Consider the following 21,799-nt stretch of genomic DNA (forward strand, 5'->3'; position numbering starts at 1 on the left):
TTAGGCGGCTTGCGCCAAGGTGAGACTGAGGCGGCGGAGTTGACCCCGCAGGCTGGCATCAAAGATTTGGGAGCCAACTTTAATCACCACACCACCAATTAGTTCGGGATCGCAGGCAGTAACCAGCTCCACATCGGCAGCACCGGTCATGGCTTTGACCTTTTCAACCACGGCACGGCGTTGATCGTCGTTGAGTTCGACGGCACTGGTGACTTCCGCCAAGACCACATTGCGGAGTTTGCGCACAAGGGCACGATACTGCTCACAAATAGGGCCAAGAAAGTTAATTCGCCGCCGATCCACGAGCAACATTAAGAAGTTGAGGAAGTAGCCATGCACCTTCTCCACGGTCAACTGCCGCAGCACGTTCTTTTTGGCCTCAGGCTTGATCAGGGGATTGGCGAGAAACTGTTGCAGTTCACTGGAGCTGGCAAGGAGTTCCAGAATTAACTGCGTGTCCTGCTGAAACTGATCAATGAGGTTGTGGGTTTGCGCTAACGACAGCAGCGCCTCGGCATAGGGTTCAACCAGTTCACCACGGACAGTGGTCTGCATCATTTGCCTCCTAGTAGGGCAATACTGCGATCAACAAGGGTACGCTGAAGGTCTGGATTTTGGCTCAAACGCGCTTTGAGTTGGTTTTCGGCCTCGGCAAGTGCCCTAGCGGCAATCCGCTCACGAATTTCGGCGATCGCCCGCTCAGTGGCGGCACTCGTATCTTGGGAAGCGGTTTCCTTCAAGCGCTCAATTTCCCGCTTGGCTTGGGCAATGAGTTCTTCCTTTGCAGCCTTGGCACGGGCAAGGGCGTCTTCGCGAATGCGTTGTGCCTCCTGCTTGGCCTGAGCCAGTTTTTGCTGCTCTTCGGTAAGGCGGGCAGCGGCCACTTTCTGGCGTTCTTCGGCTTCCGCAATGGCTGTGGCAATTTGTTGCTGGCGATCGCCCAAGGTTTTGCCAAGTACGCCCCGCCCAAAATACACCAATACCCCAATAATGATGGCAAGGTTGATCACATTGGTTTCGAGCAAATTGGTGTTAATGCCAAAATGCCCCGCTTCTTCCGTTGCCAATAAAAATACTGCGTCCATGACCCACACTCCTAGGCCAGTAACTTCGCTAATAACTGTTCACTCAAGCTGGCAACTTGACCCTCAAGCGCTTGCAGTGTCGCCTGCTTTTGCTGATCAATCTCTGCTTGAATCTTGAGTAACTCTGCCTGCACGGCCTGCTGTGCTTCGGCAATTTCGGCGGTGGCAATTTTTTGTGCCTCGGCTCTGGCCTCTTCAATCAAGGCTTGGGCTTGGCGACGGGTACTGGCCAATTCCTGCTCATACTGCTGAGCCAGTTCAGTGGCCTGTTGCAACCGCTCCTTGGCCTGCTGCAAGTTGGTTCGGATATATTCATCCCGATTGTCCAGCGCCTGACCCAAGGGCTTGTACAGCAGCGCATTCAAAATGACGGTCAAGATTAAGAATTGCACAGCCATCAGGGGTAGGGTGGCATCAAAATCAAACATCAGCCTCTCCAGAATGGGGGATCGGGGGAAAGCTCATCCAAGCCTCCCCCACTGGGGTTAATTAGGATGCAAAGGGGTTGGCAAACAGGAGCACCAGCGCAATCACCAGACCGTAGATGGTCAGCGACTCCATGAATGCCAAGGTCAGCAGCAGTGTACCCCGAATTTTACCTTCCGCTTCCGGTTGCCGCGCAATCCCTTCCACGGCTTGACCAGAGGCATTCCCTTGACCAATCCCAGGCCCAAGCGATGCCAAACCAATTGCCAGAGCAGCAGCCAAAACAGAAGCAGAAGCGACTAACGGATCCATAGTTGATTTCCTCGAGACGTAGATAGGACGAAACAAAATTTCCAGAGATAACAATAGCAGGGTATGTACCCCTTTTAGGAGTGCGCCTCTTCGTGCTCGCCGCCATGTCCCTCCATGGCCTCCCCAATATAGGTGGCTGCAAGGGTGGCAAACACAAGGGCTTGAATGGCACTGGTAAAGAGTCCCAAGGCCATCACGGGCAAGGGCACAAACAAGGGCACCAGCAACACCAAGACCCCCACCACCAATTCATCCGCCAAGATGTTGCCAAAAAGACGGAAGCTCAGGGAAAGCGGTTTTGTAAAATCTTCCAAGATGGCAATGGGAAGTAAGACGGGCGTTGGCTCGATGTACTTGGTGAAATACTTCAGCCCCCGCTTGCGTAGCCCGGCGTAGAAATAGGCCAAGGAGACCAGCAAAGCCAAGGCCACGGTGGTATTGATGTCATTGGTGGGTGCTGCTAGCTCCCCTTCTGGCAGTTCGATGAGTTTCCACGGTACCAGTGCGCCTGACCAGTTACAAACAAAAATGAACAGGAACAGTGTCCCCACAAAGGGAACCCAAGCTCGGTACTCGTGCTCACCCATTTGGCTCTTGGTCAAATCGCGGATGAATTCCAGCGCGTATTCCATCAAGTTTTGAATACCACTGGGCACCCGTTGGATATTCCGCGAGGCGGCAAAGGCCGCCGCAATCAGAATGGCCATCACAAACCAAGTGGTGATGAAGACTTGACCGTGAACTTTTAGGTTGCCAATATGCCAGTAGAAATGGTGCCCCACCTCCAACTTGGCAAGGGGAAGAGCTGTCCAAAGGTGTATCAAAGGCATCATGCCTCCGCGCTCGGTTGTCTAAGCACTACAGTGAGCCAGCGTTAAGGGGACGGCAAAACCGTACGAAACATATAGACCAGAATGGCGGCTTTGTAGGTTAAGAACCCCAAGAACACTGGAATAATATGTAGCTCTTGCCAACGGGCTGCCAAAATAATCACAACCACGACGACAAGGAGCTGCGTTTTCCCCAGCTTTTTCTGGTCGTTTCCTAGGCGCTCCACACTGCGGGCGAGGAGCCGCAGATAAATTAGGCTCGCACTTGCCCCCAAAAGGTAATTCAACGCTGTGTTCAGGCCGTAAATCAGCCAAACCGCTCCAAAGGCGATCGCCATCAGCACGAGGCTTGTCGTGAATAATTCGCGACAGAGTTGATAAAACTCGGCCATCGAGCCGCCCTTCTTTGGGGAATTGGCAATGGTTGATGGCACAGAGGGTGCTGAAGCAGAATCGGGAACGGTCACAGCAGAATAGGGAGCATCCGAGGATGCCTTGAACTGGCCACTAAGCATCCTATCACGCAGGGGTTACATTTCATTACGGGATTCTGCTTCGTCGATATTGCTGTTCATTTCATTGCGAATGTGCCGCTCAAGCAGTTGAAAAATCTCCTGTAGGCGTTGCGGATTGGTGAGGTAGAGGTATCCCAGTAGGGCTTCAAAGCCAGTAGCTTGGCGGTAAATTTTTGCGGCAACTCGCTTTGGACCATCGGCAGCCGCATTGCGACCCTGACGAAAAATCGAGCGTTCGGTTTCGGTGCAATGCTGCCAGAGGAAGTCCATATAACGGGCTTGACTTTCAGCACGCACATGCGCCACCACTTGGCGGTGGTAGGTATTGATGCGTTGGGGCGGGGTTAGAAAAAGCCAGCGGATAAAGAGTTCATAAACGGCGTCGCCAACGTAGGCCAAAGCTGCCGGTGGCAGTTGATGGGCGGGAATTTTGGGGGGGACAAGGGGCAATAATCCAGCAGAGTCCAGCATGACGTTTCAGCTAAAGAGACCCCCCTTAGTTTTGCTGCCACAGGAACAGAATGTTTAGGAATGGGTTTCGCCAGTAATTTGGGCGATCGCCGTCGCCAGATCCGGCTGAAGGGGCAAAAAGTTCTCTAAACGCACGAGTTTGACCGTTTGGGTGACGCGGGGATTGGTGACAATTTGCAGTTGACCCTGATGCTCTTGGGCTTTTTTGGCCAGTTGTACCAAAATGCCGAGGCCAGAGCTGTCAATAAACTCAATTTTTGAAAGGTCTAAGATGACGTTGGCAGGCCCATCGTCAAAACACTTACTAATGACCTTGCGAAAGGCCGACTCGGAGAACGCATCAATGAGACCCGTCAGGCGAAACACTTGATAGTTATCGCGAATCTCACGGGTACCCCTTAGGCTTTGGGTGAGGGCAAGTGGTTCAGAAATGAGAGCCTCCTTTGCCGATAACTGGACACACAAAACGATAGAAGACAAGTATAGATAAACGTGGCATCCTTGTCTATGATTTGATCGCTAACTCAACAAAAGTTTGGAAGTGCAGCAACTGCAGGAAGCCCTTTGCCAGAATCGCATCAGGTATCGCCCCAATGAAATTCTCCAAACTCGTGATGAGCCTTCTCAGCAGTAGCGGTCTGGGATTGCTGAGTTTATCTATTTTCGCCCAAGAAACGCCAGCGGCGACTTATCCCCCAGAGGCGATCGCGGTTTTTATGCAGGAGTGTCAAACCAAATTTGCGGCGCAAGCGCCTCCCGGCTTTGGCGATCGCGGCGATCGCTATTGCACTTGCCTGATAAACCGCCTCCAAGAAAAAATGAGCTATGAGGAATTTCAGAAAATGACTGCCGACAATGAACCCCCGGAAGTTAAAGCCGCAATCAATGAATGTATTGGCGCTATTTTCTAGTGCGCCTAGGATGGACGGGTGATGAGCCTGCGCCTCTTTTGGCATCGTCGCGATCTGCGCCTGAGTGACAGTGTGGGGTTGGCGGCTGCCTACACCCAAACTCCCAAAGTGGTTGGCATTTTTTGCTTTGACCCGGCGATTCTCAGTGCCTCGGACATTGCGGCGGTGCGGGTGACATACCTCGTGGGTTGCCTACAGGCCTTGCAAGAAGCCTATCAGCGACTTGGGGGGAGCTTTTTAATTTTTCATGGTGACCCGCGTCAAATTCTGCCCCAAGTGGCCAGTGGCTTAGGGGCGGTGGCGGTGCATTGGCATGAGGATGTGGAACCCTACGGTCGCGATCGCGATCGCGCAGTGGCCGCTGCCCTCAAAGAAAAGGGAATTGCCGTGGAAACCGCATGGGATCAACTCCTACATCCCCCAGAGGCCGTACAAACAAAACAGAGACAGCCCTACACCGTCTATTCCCCCTTTTGGCGCAACTGGTCGAGCCTAGCTAAACCAGAGCCTGTCCCCAGCCCCAGCCACCTCGAACCTCTGACAGAAGCTGAACAAGCGACAGCCACAGCCCTAGGGGCGATACCGCTGCCCACTGCCAAGGATTTGGGATTTCATTGGTCAGGAAAACTGATCCTTGCTCCCGGTGAAGCCGCTGCCCAAGCACAACTGGAGACATTTATTGACCAGCACATTCAAGACTATGGTGAGCAGCGCAACTATCCAGCGCAACCTGGAACCTCCCTCTTAAGCCCTGCCCTCAAGTTCGGTGTCATTGGTATTCGTCGTGTCTGGGCAGCCAGTCAGGCCGCTATGGCCGCAGCCCGCAGTGAAGAGGCACAAACGAGTATTCGCACGTGGCAGCAGGAATTGGCGTGGCGGGAGTTTTATCAGCACGCCCTCTATTGGTTTCCCCACTTGGCGGAGCGTCCCCATCGTGAAGGATTTGCCACTTTTCCTTGGCTGAATCACGCAGAACACTTTGCGGCTTGGTGTGAGGGTCGCACCGGTTACCCAATTGTGGATGCCGCCATGCGCCAACTCAATGAAACGGGTTGGATGCATAACCGCTGCCGCATGATTGTGGCCAGTTTCCTCACCAAGGACTTGATCATCAATCCCCAATGGGGTGAGCGGTACTTTATGCAAAAACTGATTGATGGCGACTTGGCAGCCAATAATGGCGGTTGGCAGTGGAGTGCCTCTAGTGGGATGGATCCAAAGCCGCTGCGGATTTTTAACCCAGCCAGTCAAGCCCAAAAATTTGATCCTGAGGCGGAGTATATTCGCCGTTGGCTGCCGGAGTTGAAATCCCTAGACACGGCAGATTTGGTGACGGGAACTATTTCTCCCCTAGAGCGGCATCGCTGCGGTTATCCCTTGCCAATTGTGGATCACGGCCAGCAACAGCGGCGATTTAAGCAGCTCTATCAAGCGCATTTTCGTTCACCCATCCCTCAAGGATAAAATTGACATTCCCCTGATCAGCGCAACAGCGTTATCCTGAAAAAGAACGATTTTTGCGGTTGCATCGCGCCCATGAATATCCTTGGTAGTCTGCTCACTCCCCCCACCACCCCCATCCAAACCCGTCCCCGCCGTGGTATTGAAATTAAGTCCAAGCGAGAAATTGAGATTATGCGGCAGGCCTCGCGCATTGTGGCGACGGTGCTCAAGGAAATTTCCCAGATGATCGAGCCGGGCATGACGACGGCGGATCTCGATGCCTATGCCGAGAAACGCATCCGCGAAATGGGGGCAACACCGAGCTTCAAAGGCTATCAGGGCTTTCCGGCCTCCATTTGCGCTTGCATCAACAACGAGGTGGTTCATGGCATTCCCAGCCCCCGCAAAGTGATTCGCAATGGCGACATCGTTAAGATTGATACCGGTGCCTACTACAACGGCTTCCATGGCGACTCTTGCATTACGATTCCGGTGGGGGAAATCTCCGAGGAGGCGGCCAAGCTGGTAAAAGTGGCTGAAGAAGCCCTCTACCGCGGCATTGAGCAGGTTAAAGAAGGCAACTACCTCATGGATTTGGCGGGTGCTATTCAAGATTATGTCGAAGCCAATGGCTTTGTTGTGGTCGAGGACTTTACTGGCCACGGCGTGGGGCGCAATCTCCACGAAGAACCCTCGGTATTTAACTTCCGCACCAATGAACTTAAGAATGTGCGGCTACGGGCGGGGATGACCTTGGCCATTGAGCCCATTGTGAATGCGGGTTCAAAACAGGTGCGGATTTTGCGCGATCGCTGGACAGCGGTTACGGTTGATAATTCCCTCTCTGCCCAATTTGAGCACACGGTCTTGGTCACCAAAACGGGCTACGAAATTCTCACCGATCGCACCCTTGTCTAACCCCTATGACGAAAATCCCCCCCGAAGTCCTCGAACGCCACTGCTTTTGCCGCAGTCGTAAGTTTACCTTTGAGGTCAATCAATATCGCTTGCCCCATGGGTCTGTCTCGATCTTGGGAACTGTGCGGCATCCAGGGGGGGCATTAGCTGTGCCGGTGACCCCAGAGGGCAACCTGATCCTTGTCAAACAATACCGCTTTGCCACTGAGGAATATCTGCTGGAGTTCCCAGCGGGCACCGTTGAGGATCACGAAAAGCCTTTTGCCACCATTGAGCGCGAGATTGAAGAGGAAACGGGCTACCGCGCCCACCATTGGCAAAAACTGGGAGAGTTTTACATTGCCCCCGGCTATTCTGATGAAGTGATCTACGCCTACTTGGCCACTGAGCTGGAAAAACTAGAGACACCCCCGCCTCAGGACACCGACGAGCACATTGAAATTGTGGAGTTTTCTCTAGCTGACTTGGCCGCTGCGATTCATAGTGGTCAAGTGAAAGATGCCAAGACCGTCACCAGTTTCTATCTGGCCTTGCCCTATCTGCAACCCGCTTGAACACTGAAGTTGTTCGTAAACGTTTGTAAGCATCCTGCACCGCCCACAGTCTTGATCCCTCAAGGTGAGATAATGCGGAAATAATCCAAAGGTTGTACGTGCTGACTCACAGCCGTTTGAACTGGGACATTACTGAGTTTTTGATTGTTGAATTATGGAGCTAACCCATCGGCCTCGCCGTTTACGCCGCACGGCTCAAATTCGTCGCTTGGTGCGCGAGCATACCCTAACCACAGGGGATTTGATCTATCCGGTCTTTGTCATGGAGGGGGAAGATCAGGTGCAGGAAGTCCCCTCAATGCCCGACTGCTATCGCTATACGCTGGATCGCCTGATTTTAGAGCTGAAGGAGGTCTATGCCTTGGGAATTGGGGCGATCGCGCTATTTCCCCTTGTGCCTGAGCACCTCAAGGACAATGCAGGTACTGAAAGCTACAATCCTGAGGGTCTTGTCCAGCGATCGGTACGTGCCATTAAGGCTGTCTTACCCGACCTGCTGATCTTTACCGATGTCGCCCTTGATCCCTACAGCAGCGAAGGCCACGATGGCATTGTCAAAGATGGCGAAATTCTCAATGACGAAACCGTAGAGGTGCTGGTGAAACAGGCAGTGAGTCAAGCGGCTGCGGGCGCTGATTTTGTTGCTCCGTCAGATATGATGGATGGCCGTGTCGGTGCCATTCGGGCGGGTCTAGATGCCGCAGGCTATACCCACGTGGGGATTCTCGCCTACTCTGCGAAATACGCCTCCGCCTACTATGGCCCTTTTCGTGATGCTTTAGATTCGGCACCGAAGTTTGGTGATAAAAAAACCTACCAAATGGATCCAGCCAATGTCCGCGAAGCAGTGCGGGAGGTCAGCTTGGATATTGAGGAGGGCGCCGATCTGGTGATGGTGAAACCTGCCCTTGCCTACATGGATGTCATTGCCCAACTCAAGCAGGTGAGCGATGTTCCAGTGGCCGCCTACAACGTTTCCGGAGAATACGCAATGGTGAAAGCCGCCGCCCGCAATGGCTGGATTGATGAGAAAAAAGTGGTGCTGGAAACTCTCCTTGGCTTTAAGCGGGCAGGTGCTGATGTCATTCTCACCTACCATGCCAAGCAGGTGGCGCAGTGGCTGCAAGAGGGATTGAATTAGGCGCTTGCTTCTCGTAGTTGACGGGTGGTCTGAATCCAACTGGCAATCATTTTGTCCACTCGCTCATTGAGCTTGGGATCCCTCAATTGCCCCTCGGGCGTGAAGGCTTGCCACGCCTGACCAATGGCCACCTGTTCTGGAATCACCCACGCATGTACCCAGCGCAAGATCACCCGCAGATCATTGAGGGCATTGCTGTTGGTTTGGCCACCGAGGACACTCATCATGGCGACCACTTTGCCGCTGAGGTGTTCAAAGCTGAGGAGATCAAGGGAGTTCTTGAGCACACCGCTAACGCTGCCGTGGTACTCCGGGGTCACCAGCAAAATACCATCGGCTTCCTTGACCTTGGTTTGAAAGATGGCGACATCGGGGTAGTCGGGGTAGCTCTCAGCACCGGTACAAAAGGGGAGCGTCATTTGCCGTAAATCCAGACGTTCAACGGTAACCCCTTGGGCGGCCGCTTTGGCAATGGCAACATCTAGGGCGCTTTGAGAGTAGGAGCCATCCCGCAGACTCCCTGCCCAACCAATGAATTTGAGCATAAACAAACTCGTAATGACTATGGCTTATTATACAAAATTTAGATTTGTTCAAACATCCTCCCTAAGAAGGAACCTCACTCAGGGAAATGGATCCACCCGTGGCCATTTGGGCAATGACGCGTTGTAACTGCGCTAGCGATCGCTCGGCCTCGGTGTAGCGATCCTTCCAGTGTTGAACAGCGGTTTCCTGCTCCCGTGCCTGCTGTGCCTGATGGAGAATTTGCTCTTGGAGTTCGGCAATTTGGGCTTCTAGGTGTTGTAGGCGTTCCTGTTGTTGACTAGTGCGCGCCTCCAGCTCTTGGTTGTAGTGCTGGGTGGTCATATATTGCAGGCGCTGCTGCTGATACTCCCGCTCCAGTTCTTGGAGCTTGGTTTGGGTTTTTAGGAGGGTTTTACTCAGTCCCTGAATAACATTGTTTTTGCTGACCTCTGATCCTTGTGCCTGTTGCAGCGCAGTGATGATCCGTTCTTGGGTTTCAATTAAATGGTTGGCTTGGGTGAGGCGACGGTTGAGATCATCCAGTTGGGTTTGGCGATCGCTCAACTCTGAGCGGGCTTGTTCAAGGCGAGTTTGCAGCAGCGCTTTTTCCTCTTGGACTTGGCGCAGTTGGGATTCAAGGAGTTGATATTCCTGTTCCCGTTGCCGCAGGAGGCGATGGCTATTCACCAATTTAGCCTCGAGGGCATCTTGAGCCTTGAGGAGCCGATCCACCTCCTGATGCAGGTGCTCAATTTCCGTTTGCGATTGCTGAAGAATCGTTTCCAAGGATTGGCGATGGTGGCTCATTTCGGCCAACTCGTGGGCACAGGTGGCTTGGGAGCGCAATTGTTCTTGGAGGGCAACGATTGCCTGTTGTTGAATCTGAGCCGTTTCTTCCGTACGCGCCAGTAAGTCTTCTAAAAATTCTTGATTGCGCAGTTGCTGCTTCAGCTCGTTAATATAGTGTTCGCATTGGTCAATAGCCTGCTCTAAATAACGGATGCGCTCTTGGCTACTATCACTCCCTGCAACAGGAGTAGCCGCTAGGGAACCTTCAGCCAGCGGTTCAGAAGGCATCGGATTCCATGGAAAACTGAGTTGCTGGGGCAGCTGTGCTTCCATTGCAGCAGGGGTGAGAATCGTGCCACTCTTCCCTAGTTTAACGGTACAGGGAATTGTCCCTAAACCCGGCTCAAGACAAAAAGGCTCCCCTCATTGCCGCGGGCAATTCGCAAATCCTCATCAAGGTAAGTGATATCGAGCCAGCCCTGTTGATCATTGCTGTTGAGGGGGACATCTAGGGCAATCAGCGGCTGACGGCTGTGGAGTTGGGGAATGAACTGGGAGGGAGAATAGTAATTGAGCCACTGACGCAACCCAACAATGGAGCGTTCAAAGTACACCTGTACCCGCTGTTGGGTCAAGGGTTCAAACCGCGCCAAGACACTGATAATCCCCTCTAGGAAGGGCAAGCCGTAGAGTTCAGCGATATTGTAGATGCGCTGCTGCTGCGGACGAATGCACTGATAAATTTGCCCAAGCTTGACAATTGGGGAGCGATCTAGAGCAAGCAGCGCCTGACTACTGGTGTAGATGAGTCGCCAATCCCCGGCAAGTTTTTCGAGGGCATTGAGGGGATCGGGGGTGGGATTCATGGTTTCAAGGGAAGCGGCAAGGGCGGCCACCTGTTTGCGATCGCGCGGTGTGGCTAGAATGCCTCGATTCAGGCCAGCGATCGCCCTCAGTAATTCTGTCTTTGCCACAGTTCACCCCTCCTAGTACAAGCAACTTTTTTGCCCCTATGGGTTGCGTCAAGACCCCCCTAATTCGAGAATGGGAAAAACCTCCCTCCCATTCAGGTTAGCGAAATGCGGATCGCGCTATTTACCGAGACCTTTCTTCCCAAGATTGATGGCATTGTGACCCGTTTGTGTCAAACTGTCCGACATCTGCAACGGAATGGCCATCAGGTGTTGGTGGTGGCTCCCGAAGGCGGGCTGGATTATTACGAAGGCGCGCAGATCTACGGTGTCTCTGGTTTTCCCCTCCCATTGTATCCTGAACTCAAACTCGCCCTGCCACGACCCGCCATTGGTCAAGCCCTAGAGGCCTTTGCACCCGATCTGATCCATGTGGCGAACCCAGCGGTCTTGGGGGTAGCGGGTCTGTACTATGCGCAGAAATTCCACTTACCTTTGGTCGCTTCCTACCACACCCATTTGCCGCAATACCTGAAGTACTATGGCTTGGGGTTTCTTGAAGAGGTGCTCTGGTCGCTGCTGCGGTTGGCCCATAACCGTGCTCAACTCAACTTGTGTACCTCAACGGCAATGGTGGCAGAACTGAAAGCGCACGGCATTCACCATCTGGCGCTCTGGCAGCGGGGGGTAGATGTGGAGCTGTTCCATCCACAACGCCAAAGTCAAGAAATGCGCTCCTTTCTCAGCCAAGGGCATCCAGAGGCTCCCCTACTGCTCTATGTTGGTCGCCTCTCCGCGGAAAAGGAAATTGAGCAGATTAAGCCCATTCTGGAGCAGATTCCTCAGGCGCGACTGGCACTCGTGGGCAATGGTCCGCATCGGGAAGCCCTCGAACAGCACTTTGCGGGTACCCCCACGCATTTTGTCGGCTATCTGCGCGGTGAACGCTTGGCAGCAGCTTTTGCCTCGGCGGATGTCTTTGTCTTTCCCTCGCGCACGGAAACCCTTGGCTTGGTTCTTTTAGAAGCGATGGCCGCAGGCTGTCCTGTGGTGGCTGCCAACAGTGGGGGGATTCCGGATATTGTCACTGATGGGGTGAATGGGTTTTTGTTTGACCCAGCGGATTCTACAGGAGCGATTACGGCTTGTCAGCGCCTCTTTGACTCTCCGAGCGATCGCGAGACCCTACGCCAAAATGCCCGCCAAGAAGCTGAACGCTGGAGTTGGGCGGCGGCCACCCAGCAACTAGAGCAGTACTACCAGTCAGTTTTGCCAACCAAACATCAGGATACAGTTTTAACTTGCTAAATGCGGTAAATATTGCTGGCATAGCTAATTTCCTTTATAGGGGGCGATCACAGTCCCTAAGCCATGCAATACACTTGATGATCGCAAGTAAAGATTTCTAAAATTTATGCATATTATTCCTTGAAATTTAGTATGCTATAGCGTGACAAAGCTAAGTTATTAACAAAAATAATGGGAAGAAAAGAGAAAAAGTGGTTCGATAAGCTTACCCAAGTTCGCGCCCAAGCTGCTGATATGCTTGAGCAGCCTTTCATGCGTGGTCTCCAGCGTAGTGTTGTGGACAAATACTCTGACCAAGCACACTTCATTTATGAATTACTGCAAAATGCTGATGATGCTAAGGCAACTATTGCCAAGTTCAGACTTAAAAAAGATGGACTGTACTTTATACACAATGGTTCTATTTGGTTTACTATTTCTGATCCCGACAGAGAAAAAGAGGATAGAGAAAATGGCACTTTAGGCCATATTAACGCAATTACTTCAATTGGAAACTCAAACAAAACTCAAGCTTCAATTGGTAAATTTGGAATTGGCTTTAAGGCAGTTTTTCAGTACACCCAAACACCACACATCTATGATCCACAATTTCAGTTCAAAATTGAACGCTTTATCGTGCCACGTATGCTAGATGCTGATCTTGATTGGCGAGAGTCATCAGAAACAGTTTTTTTCTTTCCTTTTGACCACACAGAAAAACAAGCTCAAGAGAGTTATGACGAGATTCTTAAAAAATTAAAGTCTTTAGAATTTCCTACTCTATTTCTCTCTAACCTAAAATTCATTTCTTTTGAAGCGGGTAATGTTAATGGTCAGTATATTAAAGAAGTTAGAGATGAGACTCAGCAACAAGATATCAGAGTTCAACATCTAAAGCTGTCATTAGTTACAAATGAAAGAAAGAATATCGAATACTTATTAATGTTTAGCAGAACCAATGATAAAGGTCATACTTATTCTATTGGCTACGCTTTAGAAAAAAATAAAGCACTACGCCCCATTCATCGTCCTGCATTTTGTTTCTTTCCAACTAGAGAAGAAACAAATCTCAACTTTATTTTGCATGCACCATTTCTGCTGACGGACAGTCGAGAAGGTATCAAAGCTGGAGAGGAACATAACCAAAAGCTTATTGAGGACTTAGCACAACTTGCTGCTGATAGCTTTCCTGTACTACGAGATGAAAAACTCATAGATGATAGTATCATTGATATTATTCCCTATGATGAATTAATGTTTGATAATCAAGATAATAGTAGTAGAATTTCATTCAGGCCATTTTATACAGCCATCAAGTCTAAGTTTAAGGAAGAAGCATTACTTCCTTCTAGCAAGAACCGATTTGCAAGATCAGACAATGCCTATTGGGCATCTATTCCTAGAATTACACAGATCATTTCTAACGAGCAGTTGGCATTTCTAACAGGTAATCAAGATGCCTGCTGGGTATTTACTTCATTTGGTCGAGATGAATGTCATCGAAAAAATAAGCAACTCGTGAATTATATCGATGAAATTATATCTGATTGGTTAGATGAAGATGACATTCTGAATAATTTTGAGGATACATTTAGTGCTTTCATAAAAAAACAAAACTATAAATGGTTGTATAGATTCTATGAGTGGATATCTGAATCCAAAAAAAGGATGGATATAGCAAAAAATAGAAATATATTTATTGATAATGATGGAAATGTTACTTCAGTATACGATCAAGAAGATAAGCTAGCTCTATTTCTTCCCAATAGTGATCATGACGACTATAAAGCCTTATCATACAAGCTATTTATGGCTATCCAACGAATTATAGGCAATGGTAATAAAAAAAGTGCTAGGGAGTTTTTTGCTCGCTTCTGCATCAGAGAATACACCGTCAAGGATGAAATTGAGGCTGATATTAATAAGATAGCTAGAGGACAGATCTCACCAGATAATTTCTTGGCTAAGTCATTCAAATACTTCAAAAATGAGTGCCCGCATAATGAAATGGATCACTTTATTTCAAGAATTAAGAAGATAGACTTCCTGCCTTATCAAGCAAAAAATGGTCAAAGGGGATATTCTCGGGGAACAGCACTGTATTTTCCAACTGATGCTCTAGTTGCTTTTTATAAATCCAAGCTGGACACCAAGTTCCTAGACTGGGAATATCTTGCTGAGAAATATCCTGAATCTGATCATGAAATCTTAAAAAAATTTTTAGGTTTATTAGGCGTCAATAGTCAAGAACCATCTAAACGTGATGAGATATATGAAATTATCCTACCTCAATATGAAGATGATGAATCTCTACAGAAGCTTAGTATCAATGAGCGACTTACTCATTTAAAGACTTTTTTTGATTATTTCATGTCTCTTCCCCAATATGAGACCAAGATTTTTTTGAATGACATTAAAAAAATTCCCTTTCTTGCTTGCTTTACACAAAATAAAAGTAATAATTCAGAAATTCACTGGAGTAAACCGAACGAAATAATATATTTCCCGACTACTAAATTAAGGAAATGGTTTGAAATTAAACCAGATACAAGGTTTTTACTAGAAGATGAATACAAGAAGTTTATAGATGAAAAAGATGAAGAAAATCTCAAAACATTTCTATGTGAGCTTGGTGTTAATTCTATCCCAAAAATAATTGACGTCCCTAGCTATGAAGTTCACTATAATTGGTTTGGCATAGGAGTGACATGTGATGACAAAAAAATTGATGGTTTAGAGGAATTATTAGAGAAAGTGAATCATGAAAAATCTATTCTCCTTTGGAATATTCTTACTCGCTATTGGTGGAGTAGTTATAAAAGTGCTATGACGGTATCTCGAAGGCATTTTGGACCACGTGGAGGTTACAAAGGAGAATACGAATATGACACAAGTGTTAGTGAGAGGCTACGCAAAAGTAAGTGGCTCCTAAACAAGTCGGGTGATCTGGTTTCTCCTGATGCTATTACAATTCAAGAACTTTCAGATGAATATAATCAACGTGACGCAGGAAATTTTATCGAATTTTTGGGAATAAAAAATAAATCAGAAAAAACTTCTTATTTAAGTGAGGAAGAATCTCGGAAAATTGAGCAAGCTGATAGATTCAATAAAGTACTAGAAGAACTGGGAATTTCCGAAACTGAAGCAATAGATATTCTCAAAAAGGCTGCTCGCAGAGAAAGTACTCAATTAGAGGATAGAAGTTGTCAGTCTTCTCTAATTCAAGAAATTGAAAAGCGTCGCTCTTCGGTTAAGGATCCTAATAAGGATCCTAATAAGGAGGATGATAGTATTCAAGATGTAGATGACTATGCTCCACAATCAGTTAACTATGACAAAAAGTTAGATCGTGCCAAAGATCGCTACGCTAGTGAACTTGATCGCATAGAACGTGAAGAAGCTCTATATCGGAAAGCTAAAAAATTGCCTCGGTACAGCTATGGCTGGTTTATTTCACTACTTGAACTAGAGTGCATGCAAAATCTTGAAAAATTTTCAAATAGCAAGGCTATTTCTATTCGATTTAGTAAAGTAGACTTGGACAATCAGTCATCTAGAACTATTGTTCTAAGGGAGCCGAATCGTTTTATTCCACCCTCGATTGAAGATTTTTCGGATGTACGTCTAGATTTGTGTTTTGCTGATGGGCGAAAGGAAAAACTGCATATTGAATCATTTACGGTAAAAGAATTTATACTTCTTGGTAAGCTTACTTCTGAGGATGACCTGAAGGGTCTTGATCTAAGTAAGGTACTAGAAGCTTGTATTGAAATACAAAATCCATCTTTTGTCTTAAATGAACTAATGAAGCGCTTTCGTGAACTAGGGTTGGACAATCAGTTTGATATGAAGGCGAACCTAACGCCTCATATTGAGTTTGTATTCGGTCCACCTGGTACAGGTAAGACTACTTACCTTGCAGAGAAAGTGCTGATTCCAATGATGCAAGGTGATAATCCAGCCAAGGTACTTGTTCTTACACCTACTAATAAAGCAGCCGATGTTCTAGTAGCTCGTATTATAGAGAAAATGGGCACAAATATTTCCTATCAAAACTGGCTTATTCGTTTTGGAAGCTCTAGTGATGAGTATATTGAAAAAGCAGGTGTGTGTCGCGATCGCTCCTTTGATATTAGCCAGTTAAGTCATTTCATAACAGTCACGACGATTGCCCGTTTTGTCTATGATGGATTTTCTACCAAATCTGGTAGGCAGAAGTTACGTGAAATAGAGTGGGATGCAATAGTGATTGATGAAGCTTCAATGATTCCACTTGTCAACATTATTTATCCACTATACAGCCACCGGTCTTGCAAATTTATTATTGCGGGAGATCCCTTCCAAATTGAACCGATTTCTGAAGTTGAAGATTGGAAAAGTGAAAATATCTATACACTGGTTGGCCTCAGTAAAGTAGGCTCTTTTGCAAGTCCTACTACAGAGCCACATCGGTACCGAGTAATAAATCTAGAAACACAATATCGGAGTATTCCTGCTATTGGCGAAGTTTTCAGTCGATTCACTTATGACGGTATTTTACGGCACCATCGAACAAATGAAATGCAGCGTCCATTAAATTTTGGTAGCCTTACCATTCAGCCAATCAATCTTATTAAGTTTCCCGTTAAACAATATGAAAGTATTTACCGACCTAAGCGACTGGAAAGTGGAACGCCTTACCATATCTACTCAGCGTTGTTCACTTTTGAATTCGTTCGCTGGCTTGCAAGCCAAGTCCATTTAAGTTCCAAGTTACACATCGGAATCATTGCTCCCTATCGTGCCCAAGCTAGCCTATTGAATAGGTTAACTGACTCATGGTCTCCTAAGCCGAGTACTATTGAGATTGAAGTCGGTACCATCCATGGTTTCCAAGGTGATGAGTGCGATATTATTGTTACTCTTTTCAATCCACCACCAAAACTCTCTTCAAGTTCTCAGATGTTCCTTAACAACCAAAATATTCTCAATGTGGCTATCAGCCGAGCGCGAGACTATCTCTTTATTGTGATGCCAGATGATGATACAGAAGGCATAAATTACTTACAGAAGATTCGTGAAATTGAACAACTTGTGAAAGACTCAGGTAGTGGATTCACTGAGTATACCTCTAGCACCATTGAAGAGATAATCTGGGGTAACCCTCAATATCTAGAAGAGAACACTTTTTCAACAACCCATCAAACAGTCAATGTATACCGTCAATCAGAGCATAAATATGAAGTCCGTAGTGATGATTCAGCAATTGATGTTCAAATTCACGAAAAACCGTTAACTTAGTGCTGTATCTAGTTCGCCTAATAGCGGCAGATCGAGGGTGGCTTGCTTGCCTTGGAGGACGACGTAAAAGCCACCGAGGCCAAGGGGGTCAATGAGTTGGTGCAGTGATTGATGGCGGTTGAGAGCTTGGAGGAGATTGCCATTCCTCTGTTGTTGTGCTAGTAGGCGATCGCCCAAACCCAAGGCCATGAGAAATAAACTCTGGCGGGTGACATAGAGGGTTTCAAGGCCAAAGTGCTCACCATAGCGCGTCAAGGCGGTCACATCCACATGAGCCGTAATGTCCTGCTGGCCCACAAAACAGTAGGGATTGTCGTGGTAGCGGTGTTGATAGTAGCACTGCAAGGTACCCTCACAGCGGGCAGGATGATAGTATTGCTGGGCGGGATAACCATAGTCAATGGTGAGAACAAAGCCCCGCTCTAGGTGCTGACTCAGATCCTTGAGCCAGGGGATGAGGTTCAAATTAACCTCGGTACGGTAGCCGTCGCTGTAGCCCTGCTGCTGCGGATTAATGCCAACGGTGGCAAAGTACTTGTGAATGCGATCGCCACTCAAGGGACGCAAAACCTCTTGAAACTCCCCTTGGGCATTGAGGCTGACGTAAATTTCCTGCCAATTGCTCCCCTGCCATTGCAGCCGATGCACTGGGAATGCATCCACGAGTTCATTGCTAAAAATACAGCCAACGATGGGTTCAGCCGCTGTGCTAGAATCCAGCCAGTGCAGGTGATCGCCCCAAGGAGCCAAGCGTTGCCGTTGGCGTTCCCGTAAAGTGGGGGACTGCTCTTGAATCTGGTACTCTAGGGCGGTAAAGAAATCGGGGTAGGTCGCTTGGCTATAGCCCAAGACCCCAGCCGCAAATTGGCCTTCACCCGCCCCCATCTCCAACAGGGTAAACTGCTGCGGTCGCTCCAAGGCGTGCCACATCTGCACAAAAGCCTCAGTGAGCAGTTCCGCAAAATCCCTCGTCAAACAACTAGACGTCATAAAATCGCCCCGCCGACCAATTTGTATTTGGGGACGGTTGTAGTAGCCCCACTGCGGTGCATAGAGAGCCAAGGCCATAAACTCACAGAAGGAAATGGCGCCCGCTGCCCTGATGCGCTCCTGAAGGTCGGCCAATAGCTGAGTGCCCTTTGGCATCAATCATCCACTCCGGCAATGGGGGCAAACCCTTGGCGCTGCACATTCTCGGTAATGACACGCGGTTCCAGAAATTGCAGTAGGTAATCGCGGCCACCCGCTTTGGAACCAATCCCTGAGAGCTTAAAGCCACCAAAGGGCTGCCGATCCACGATCGCCCCCGTAATCCCACGGTTGATGTACAGGTTCCCTACGGCAAATTGGGCTTTGGCCTGCTGAATATGGGACGGCGTCCGCGAATACAGCCCCCCCGTCAGGGCATAGGCCGTGGCATTGGCAATTTCAAGGGCTTGGCTGAAGGTTTCTGCCCGCAGTACCGCTAGCACCGGGCCAAAAATTTCCTCTTGGGCGAGCGTGGCGGTGGGGGGGACGTTGGTAAAGATGGTAGGGGAGACAAAATACCCCACCTCCGGTACCGGTACACTCAAGGTCAGTTCCGCTTCCCGCTGTCCCTTGGCAATGTATTCCTGAATGCGATCGCGGGCGGCTGCGGTCACCACCGGTCCAACACGGGTACTGGGCAAATGGGCGGGGCCAATATTCAGGGACTTGGTGGCCTCCACTAAGCGCTGCACAAAGGGTTGATAGATGGACTCGAGGACAATCACCCGCGAACAGGCGGAGCATTTTTGGCCGCTGTAGCCAAAGGCCGATTGCACCACCCCCGCCACTGCCTGATCTAAGTCGGCACTTTCGTCAATGATGATGGCGTTTTTGCCCCCCATCTCGGCAATCACCCGCTTGATGTGGGTTTGTCCCCGCTGCAACACTGCTGCCTCAGCAATAATGCGGCAACCCACCTCTTGGGAGCCAGTAAAGGCAATGAGATGCACATCGGGGTGTTTTGTCAAATAGGGGCCAATCACCGATCCTCGCCCCGGCAGAAACTGAAATACCCCGCGGGGAAAACCAGCGGCAATGAGAATTTCAGCCAGCTTCGCTGCAACCACAGCCGCCGGATCCGCGGGCTTGAGGATGGTACAGTTGCCTGTGACTAAGGCGGCCACGGTCATACCGGTGGGAATCGCTAGGGGAAAGTTCCAAGGGGAAATGACGACTGCAATGCCGCGACCTTGGTAGTGGTAATGGTTGGTTTCACCGGGAAAGTTGCGGTCATAGCCGCTGCTGAGGCGCTCCATTTCATCGGCGTAGTAGCGGCAAAAATCAACGGCTTCGGAGACTTCGGCATCCCCTTCCGCCACCACCTTGCCCACTTCATAGCACATCCAAGCCACCAGTTCATGGCGTTGTGCCTCGAGGAGATCCGCTGCCCGCCGTAGCAGGATGGCCCGTTCGGCTACGGGAGTCTGTTGCCACTGCGCTTGAGCGGCTTTGGCAGCCCGGATTGCATGATCGGCATCCTCAATGGTGGCCAAGCCAACGCGACCCACGATTTCCTCTGGCTGTGAGGGGTTGAGGGATTCACTGTATTCGAGGGTATTGACGCGATCGCCATTGATGATGGGGGTATAGGTTTGCCCTAGTTGGCGATGGACATGAATTAAGGCCGCTTGAATCGCTTCCCGCTGGCTGGCGCGGGCATAGTCGCTATTGGCGGCATTGACAAAGGTTGAGGTCTTGCCGGTGGTCAGATGAACGTTCACTGCCCTAAAGTCTGCCGTTGGTTCTGGCGGTGCCAAGAGTCCGTCAATATTTACCGCTCCCAATTGTTGGCGCAAAAAGGAACTATTGGCCGTATTTTCCAAGAGCCGCCGAATCAGGTAGGCCATCCCCGGAATCAGCTCACCGTAGGGACAATAGACCCGCACCGTCTGCCCCGCTTCCACAAGAGCCTTGGCAAGTTTATCGGCCATACCATAGAGAACTTGGCATTCCATGGCCGTGGGCGGAATGTGCTGATGTTGGGCGATCGCGATCGCCCGCGCTTGGGAACGCACATTATGACTCGCAACTGCTGTGCGCAAAAGCGTGTGGTGACTCAGGAGCAGTTCAATCACCCGCTCAAAGTTGGCGTCGGTATCTTGCTTGTGTTGATAGACGGGCAATGGCCAGTCATTTTGTACCGCCTTAATCAGTTCTTGATCCCAGTAGGCGCCCTTGACCACCCGCACGGTGATTGGTGTCCCCCGCTGTTGCACCCAAGTAATCAGGTCTTGGGCATCTTGGTAACTATCCCGCAAATAGGCTTGCAGGGTCAGCCCGACATCAGCGCGATCGCGAAACTCTGGCTCTAGCAAAATGTCCTTGAGGATTGCGAGGGTGATGTCTTTGTAGGCATACTGCTCCATGTCAAAGTGCACCGCCACCCCCAATTCTTGGGCACGATGCAACAACCGCCGAATCGGTTCCCCCACCTTGGCACGGCAGCCAGACACATCCAAAGGATCAAACTGCGAGTAGAAGGCCGTCAGCTTCACGGAGACTTGGACTGGATTCACCCCTTCCCGCTGACCCAAGGGGCTGAGTTGCTGCATCAAGTCAAGGTAGCGATCGCAATACTGCTGCGCCTCTGCCTCCGTAATCACCGCTTCCCCAAGAATATCCATCGTCACCAGCATGCCCTGCTTGCGTAGGCGGCCAATGGTTTTCAGCACCTGCTCGGTGGTTTCACCAGCAATGTACTTGTGGGCAAGGGCTTGAACCGCTGTTGTGAAGGTGGTTGCCGCTGCTTGGGCGGGCAGGGAATCCGGCTGAGCAAAGTTCAAGAGTTTTTTTAGGCCTTCCGGCAACTCCACACTGGGGTCACTGAGGTACTCCTGCAAGTGGCGTGCCACCTCGGCTTTACTGCGCAGACTCGGCAGGCAGTCAATGAGGCGAAAGAGTTGCACCCGTAGCCCCGGATGTTCCATCGCCCAGCCGAGGAGTTTATCTTCAATGCGCATTTGCTCCCGCAGTTGACTGAAAAAGTTGCGGGACTCTTGACTAGCCGCCCACAGTTGACGGGCGATCGCGATCGTTTGTGCTTCGTAAAGACCAGTCACGGAGAATCTTGGGTGAGGAGCAGCCTTTCCTATTTTCCCATGTCCTCTAAAGCAAACAACCAAATTCTTAGCAGGGACGAATCAATCGGTGGTTAGCTCGCACCAAGCAAATGTGATTCTCTTCACCAATGGACATCTTGAACCAAGGCAATCCTCGACTATCGGTAATCGTGGCAAAGCCTGCGGGTGTGATATTGGCTCTTAAAACAGTGCCTGTGGGAAAGTGGTGCACCACCGGCCAGCGCATAATCGCCAGCTCCCAGCCTAGGGAGCAAATCTGCGTTGTGGAATAGCGAAAATCTAAAGAGGA

General features: G+C 49.7%; 21 protein-coding genes. 7 read left to right on the forward strand and 14 right to left on the reverse strand.

Annotated elements, in window-relative coordinates:
* From atpH to RHJ31_RS08130, 8 genes are all read right to left on the reverse strand, one after another.
* Window positions 1-558, reverse strand: coding sequence for an ATP synthase F1 subunit delta (atpH, locus tag RHJ31_RS08095; protein ID WP_302676240.1), 558 nt, complete (start codon window positions 556-558; stop codon window positions 1-3).
* Window positions 555-1,085, reverse strand: coding sequence for a F0F1 ATP synthase subunit B (locus RHJ31_RS08100; protein ID WP_302676241.1), 531 nt, complete (start codon window positions 1,083-1,085; stop codon window positions 555-557). Before RHJ31_RS08100 ends, atpH begins: the two co-directional genes overlap by 4 nt.
* Before the next feature lie 11 nt (window positions 1,086-1,096).
* Complete coding sequence (locus RHJ31_RS08105; protein ID WP_206199672.1) at window positions 1,097-1,513, reverse strand: F0F1 ATP synthase subunit B'; 417 nt, start codon at window positions 1,511-1,513, stop codon at window positions 1,097-1,099.
* A gap of 61 nt (window positions 1,514-1,574) precedes the next feature.
* Complete coding sequence (gene atpE / locus RHJ31_RS08110; protein ID WP_009767951.1) at window positions 1,575-1,823, reverse strand: ATP synthase F0 subunit C; 249 nt, start codon at window positions 1,821-1,823, stop codon at window positions 1,575-1,577.
* A 74-nt stretch (window positions 1,824-1,897) separates the two neighbouring features.
* The gene (atpB, locus tag RHJ31_RS08115; protein WP_149818298.1) at window positions 1,898-2,656 is read right to left on the reverse strand and encodes a F0F1 ATP synthase subunit A; all 759 of its coding nucleotides are present in this window, start codon (window positions 2,654-2,656) and stop codon (window positions 1,898-1,900) included.
* A gap of 41 nt (window positions 2,657-2,697) precedes the next feature.
* Window positions 2,698-3,168: an ATP synthase subunit I gene (locus tag RHJ31_RS08120; protein WP_149818296.1), complete on the reverse strand. Its 471-nt coding sequence runs from the start codon at window positions 3,166-3,168 to the stop codon at window positions 2,698-2,700.
* Between the two features lie 15 nt (window positions 3,169-3,183).
* The gene (locus RHJ31_RS08125; RefSeq protein WP_206199670.1) at window positions 3,184-3,639 is read right to left on the reverse strand and encodes a Mini-ribonuclease 3; all 456 of its coding nucleotides are present in this window, start codon (window positions 3,637-3,639) and stop codon (window positions 3,184-3,186) included.
* A 54-nt stretch (window positions 3,640-3,693) separates the two neighbouring features.
* Window positions 3,694-4,104, reverse strand: coding sequence for an STAS domain-containing protein (locus RHJ31_RS08130; protein WP_225901526.1), 411 nt, complete (start codon window positions 4,102-4,104; stop codon window positions 3,694-3,696).
* A 128-nt stretch (window positions 4,105-4,232) separates the two neighbouring features.
* On the opposite strand from RHJ31_RS08130, the gene RHJ31_RS08135 reads away from it, so the two are divergent.
* The 5 genes from RHJ31_RS08135 to hemB all read left to right on the forward strand — a co-directional run bounded on the left by RHJ31_RS08135 (window position 4,233) and on the right by hemB (window position 8,606).
* Window positions 4,233-4,550, forward strand: coding sequence for a hypothetical protein (locus tag RHJ31_RS08135; protein WP_206199669.1), 318 nt, complete (start codon window positions 4,233-4,235; stop codon window positions 4,548-4,550).
* A gap of 18 nt (window positions 4,551-4,568) precedes the next feature.
* A complete protein-coding gene (locus RHJ31_RS08140) occupies window positions 4,569-6,014 on the forward strand; it encodes a deoxyribodipyrimidine photo-lyase, 8-HDF type (RefSeq protein ID WP_315862946.1) in 1,446 nt (481 codons plus the stop codon).
* A gap of 72 nt (window positions 6,015-6,086) precedes the next feature.
* The gene (map, locus tag RHJ31_RS08145; protein WP_206199667.1) at window positions 6,087-6,911 is read left to right on the forward strand and encodes a type I methionyl aminopeptidase; all 825 of its coding nucleotides are present in this window, start codon (window positions 6,087-6,089) and stop codon (window positions 6,909-6,911) included.
* 5 nt (window positions 6,912-6,916) lie between these two features.
* Window positions 6,917-7,465 (forward strand): NUDIX hydrolase, encoded by a 549-nt coding sequence (locus RHJ31_RS08150; protein WP_149818284.1) that lies wholly within the window; start codon window positions 6,917-6,919, stop codon window positions 7,463-7,465.
* A 154-nt stretch (window positions 7,466-7,619) separates the two neighbouring features.
* Window positions 7,620-8,606, forward strand: coding sequence for a porphobilinogen synthase (gene hemB, locus RHJ31_RS08155; protein WP_149818282.1), 987 nt, complete (start codon window positions 7,620-7,622; stop codon window positions 8,604-8,606).
* Here hemB and RHJ31_RS08160 read toward each other — a convergent pair.
* The 3 genes from RHJ31_RS08160 to RHJ31_RS08170 form a co-directional block, all read right to left on the reverse strand.
* Window positions 8,603-9,151 carry an NADPH-dependent FMN reductase gene (locus tag RHJ31_RS08160; RefSeq protein ID WP_302676243.1) on the reverse strand — a complete coding sequence of 183 codons (549 nt, stop codon included), beginning with the start codon at window positions 9,149-9,151 and terminating at the stop codon, window positions 8,603-8,605. The two genes, hemB and RHJ31_RS08160, sit on opposite strands and share 4 nt — an antisense overlap.
* Before the next feature lie 61 nt (window positions 9,152-9,212).
* The gene (locus RHJ31_RS08165; protein ID WP_302676244.1) at window positions 9,213-10,253 is read right to left on the reverse strand and encodes a hypothetical protein; all 1,041 of its coding nucleotides are present in this window, start codon (window positions 10,251-10,253) and stop codon (window positions 9,213-9,215) included.
* Window positions 10,254-10,312: 59 nt separating this feature from the next.
* Complete coding sequence (locus tag RHJ31_RS08170; RefSeq protein ID WP_302676245.1) at window positions 10,313-10,894, reverse strand: PAP/fibrillin family protein; 582 nt, start codon at window positions 10,892-10,894, stop codon at window positions 10,313-10,315.
* 105 nt (window positions 10,895-10,999) lie between these two features.
* On the opposite strand from RHJ31_RS08170, the gene RHJ31_RS08175 reads away from it, so the two are divergent.
* A complete protein-coding gene (locus tag RHJ31_RS08175) occupies window positions 11,000-12,139 on the forward strand; it encodes a glycosyltransferase family 1 protein (RefSeq protein ID WP_302676246.1) in 1,140 nt (379 codons plus the stop codon).
* Between the two features lie 171 nt (window positions 12,140-12,310).
* On the forward strand, window positions 12,311-17,401 hold the full coding sequence (locus RHJ31_RS08180) for a DEAD/DEAH box helicase (RefSeq protein WP_302676247.1): 5,091 nt from the start codon (window positions 12,311-12,313) through the stop codon (window positions 17,399-17,401).
* Here the strand turns inward: RHJ31_RS08180 and RHJ31_RS08185 are convergent.
* From RHJ31_RS08185 to RHJ31_RS08195, 3 genes are all read right to left on the reverse strand, one after another.
* The gene (locus RHJ31_RS08185) at window positions 17,393-18,547 is read right to left on the reverse strand and encodes a class I SAM-dependent methyltransferase (protein WP_302676248.1); all 1,155 of its coding nucleotides are present in this window, start codon (window positions 18,545-18,547) and stop codon (window positions 17,393-17,395) included. The two genes, RHJ31_RS08180 and RHJ31_RS08185, sit on opposite strands and share 9 nt — an antisense overlap.
* Complete coding sequence (gene pruA / locus RHJ31_RS08190) at window positions 18,547-21,489, reverse strand: L-glutamate gamma-semialdehyde dehydrogenase (protein ID WP_302676249.1); 2,943 nt, start codon at window positions 21,487-21,489, stop codon at window positions 18,547-18,549. The genes RHJ31_RS08185 and pruA overlap by 1 nt, the downstream gene beginning before the upstream one ends.
* Before the next feature lie 67 nt (window positions 21,490-21,556).
* Window positions 21,557-21,736 (reverse strand): hypothetical protein, encoded by a 180-nt coding sequence (locus tag RHJ31_RS08195; protein WP_302676250.1) that lies wholly within the window; start codon window positions 21,734-21,736, stop codon window positions 21,557-21,559.
* Window positions 21,737-21,799 lie beyond the last annotated feature (63 nt).

It is taken from the genome of Thermosynechococcus sp. JY1331 (assembly GCF_031583475.1).
Lineage (GTDB): Bacteria > Cyanobacteriota > Cyanobacteriia > Thermosynechococcales > Thermosynechococcaceae > Thermosynechococcus.

Excerpts from the sequence above, each read along its gene's own strand:
- atpH (WP_302676240.1), bottom strand. The coding sequence starts at position 558 with ATGATGCAGACCACTGTCCGTGGTGAACTGGTTGAACCCTATGCCGAG.
- RHJ31_RS08100 (WP_302676241.1), bottom strand. The coding sequence starts at position 1,085 with ATGGACGCAGTATTTTTATTGGCAACGGAAGAAGCGGGGCATTTTGGC.
- RHJ31_RS08105 (WP_206199672.1), bottom strand. The coding sequence starts at position 1,513 with ATGTTTGATTTTGATGCCACCCTACCCCTGATGGCTGTGCAATTCTTA.
- atpE (WP_009767951.1), bottom strand. The coding sequence starts at position 1,823 with ATGGATCCGTTAGTCGCTTCTGCTTCTGTTTTGGCTGCTGCTCTGGCA.
- atpB (WP_149818298.1), bottom strand. The coding sequence starts at position 2,656 with ATGATGCCTTTGATACACCTTTGGACAGCTCTTCCCCTTGCCAAGTTG.
- RHJ31_RS08120 (WP_149818296.1), bottom strand. The coding sequence starts at position 3,168 with ATGCTTAGTGGCCAGTTCAAGGCATCCTCGGATGCTCCCTATTCTGCT.
- RHJ31_RS08125 (WP_206199670.1), bottom strand. The coding sequence starts at position 3,639 with ATGCTGGACTCTGCTGGATTATTGCCCCTTGTCCCCCCCAAAATTCCC.
- RHJ31_RS08135 (WP_206199669.1), top strand. The coding sequence starts at position 4,233 with ATGAAATTCTCCAAACTCGTGATGAGCCTTCTCAGCAGTAGCGGTCTG.
- map (WP_206199667.1), top strand. The coding sequence starts at position 6,087 with ATGAATATCCTTGGTAGTCTGCTCACTCCCCCCACCACCCCCATCCAA.
- RHJ31_RS08150 (WP_149818284.1), top strand. The coding sequence starts at position 6,917 with ATGACGAAAATCCCCCCCGAAGTCCTCGAACGCCACTGCTTTTGCCGC.
- hemB (WP_149818282.1), top strand. The coding sequence starts at position 7,620 with ATGGAGCTAACCCATCGGCCTCGCCGTTTACGCCGCACGGCTCAAATT.
- RHJ31_RS08160 (WP_302676243.1), bottom strand. The coding sequence starts at position 9,151 with ATGCTCAAATTCATTGGTTGGGCAGGGAGTCTGCGGGATGGCTCCTAC.
- RHJ31_RS08165 (WP_302676244.1), bottom strand. The coding sequence starts at position 10,253 with ATGGAAGCACAGCTGCCCCAGCAACTCAGTTTTCCATGGAATCCGATG.
- RHJ31_RS08175 (WP_302676246.1), top strand. The coding sequence starts at position 11,000 with ATGCGGATCGCGCTATTTACCGAGACCTTTCTTCCCAAGATTGATGGC.
- RHJ31_RS08180 (WP_302676247.1), top strand. The coding sequence starts at position 12,311 with ATGGGAAGAAAAGAGAAAAAGTGGTTCGATAAGCTTACCCAAGTTCGC.
- RHJ31_RS08185 (WP_302676248.1), bottom strand. The coding sequence starts at position 18,547 with ATGCCAAAGGGCACTCAGCTATTGGCCGACCTTCAGGAGCGCATCAGG.
- RHJ31_RS08195 (WP_302676250.1), bottom strand. The coding sequence starts at position 21,736 with ATGCGCTGGCCGGTGGTGCACCACTTTCCCACAGGCACTGTTTTAAGA.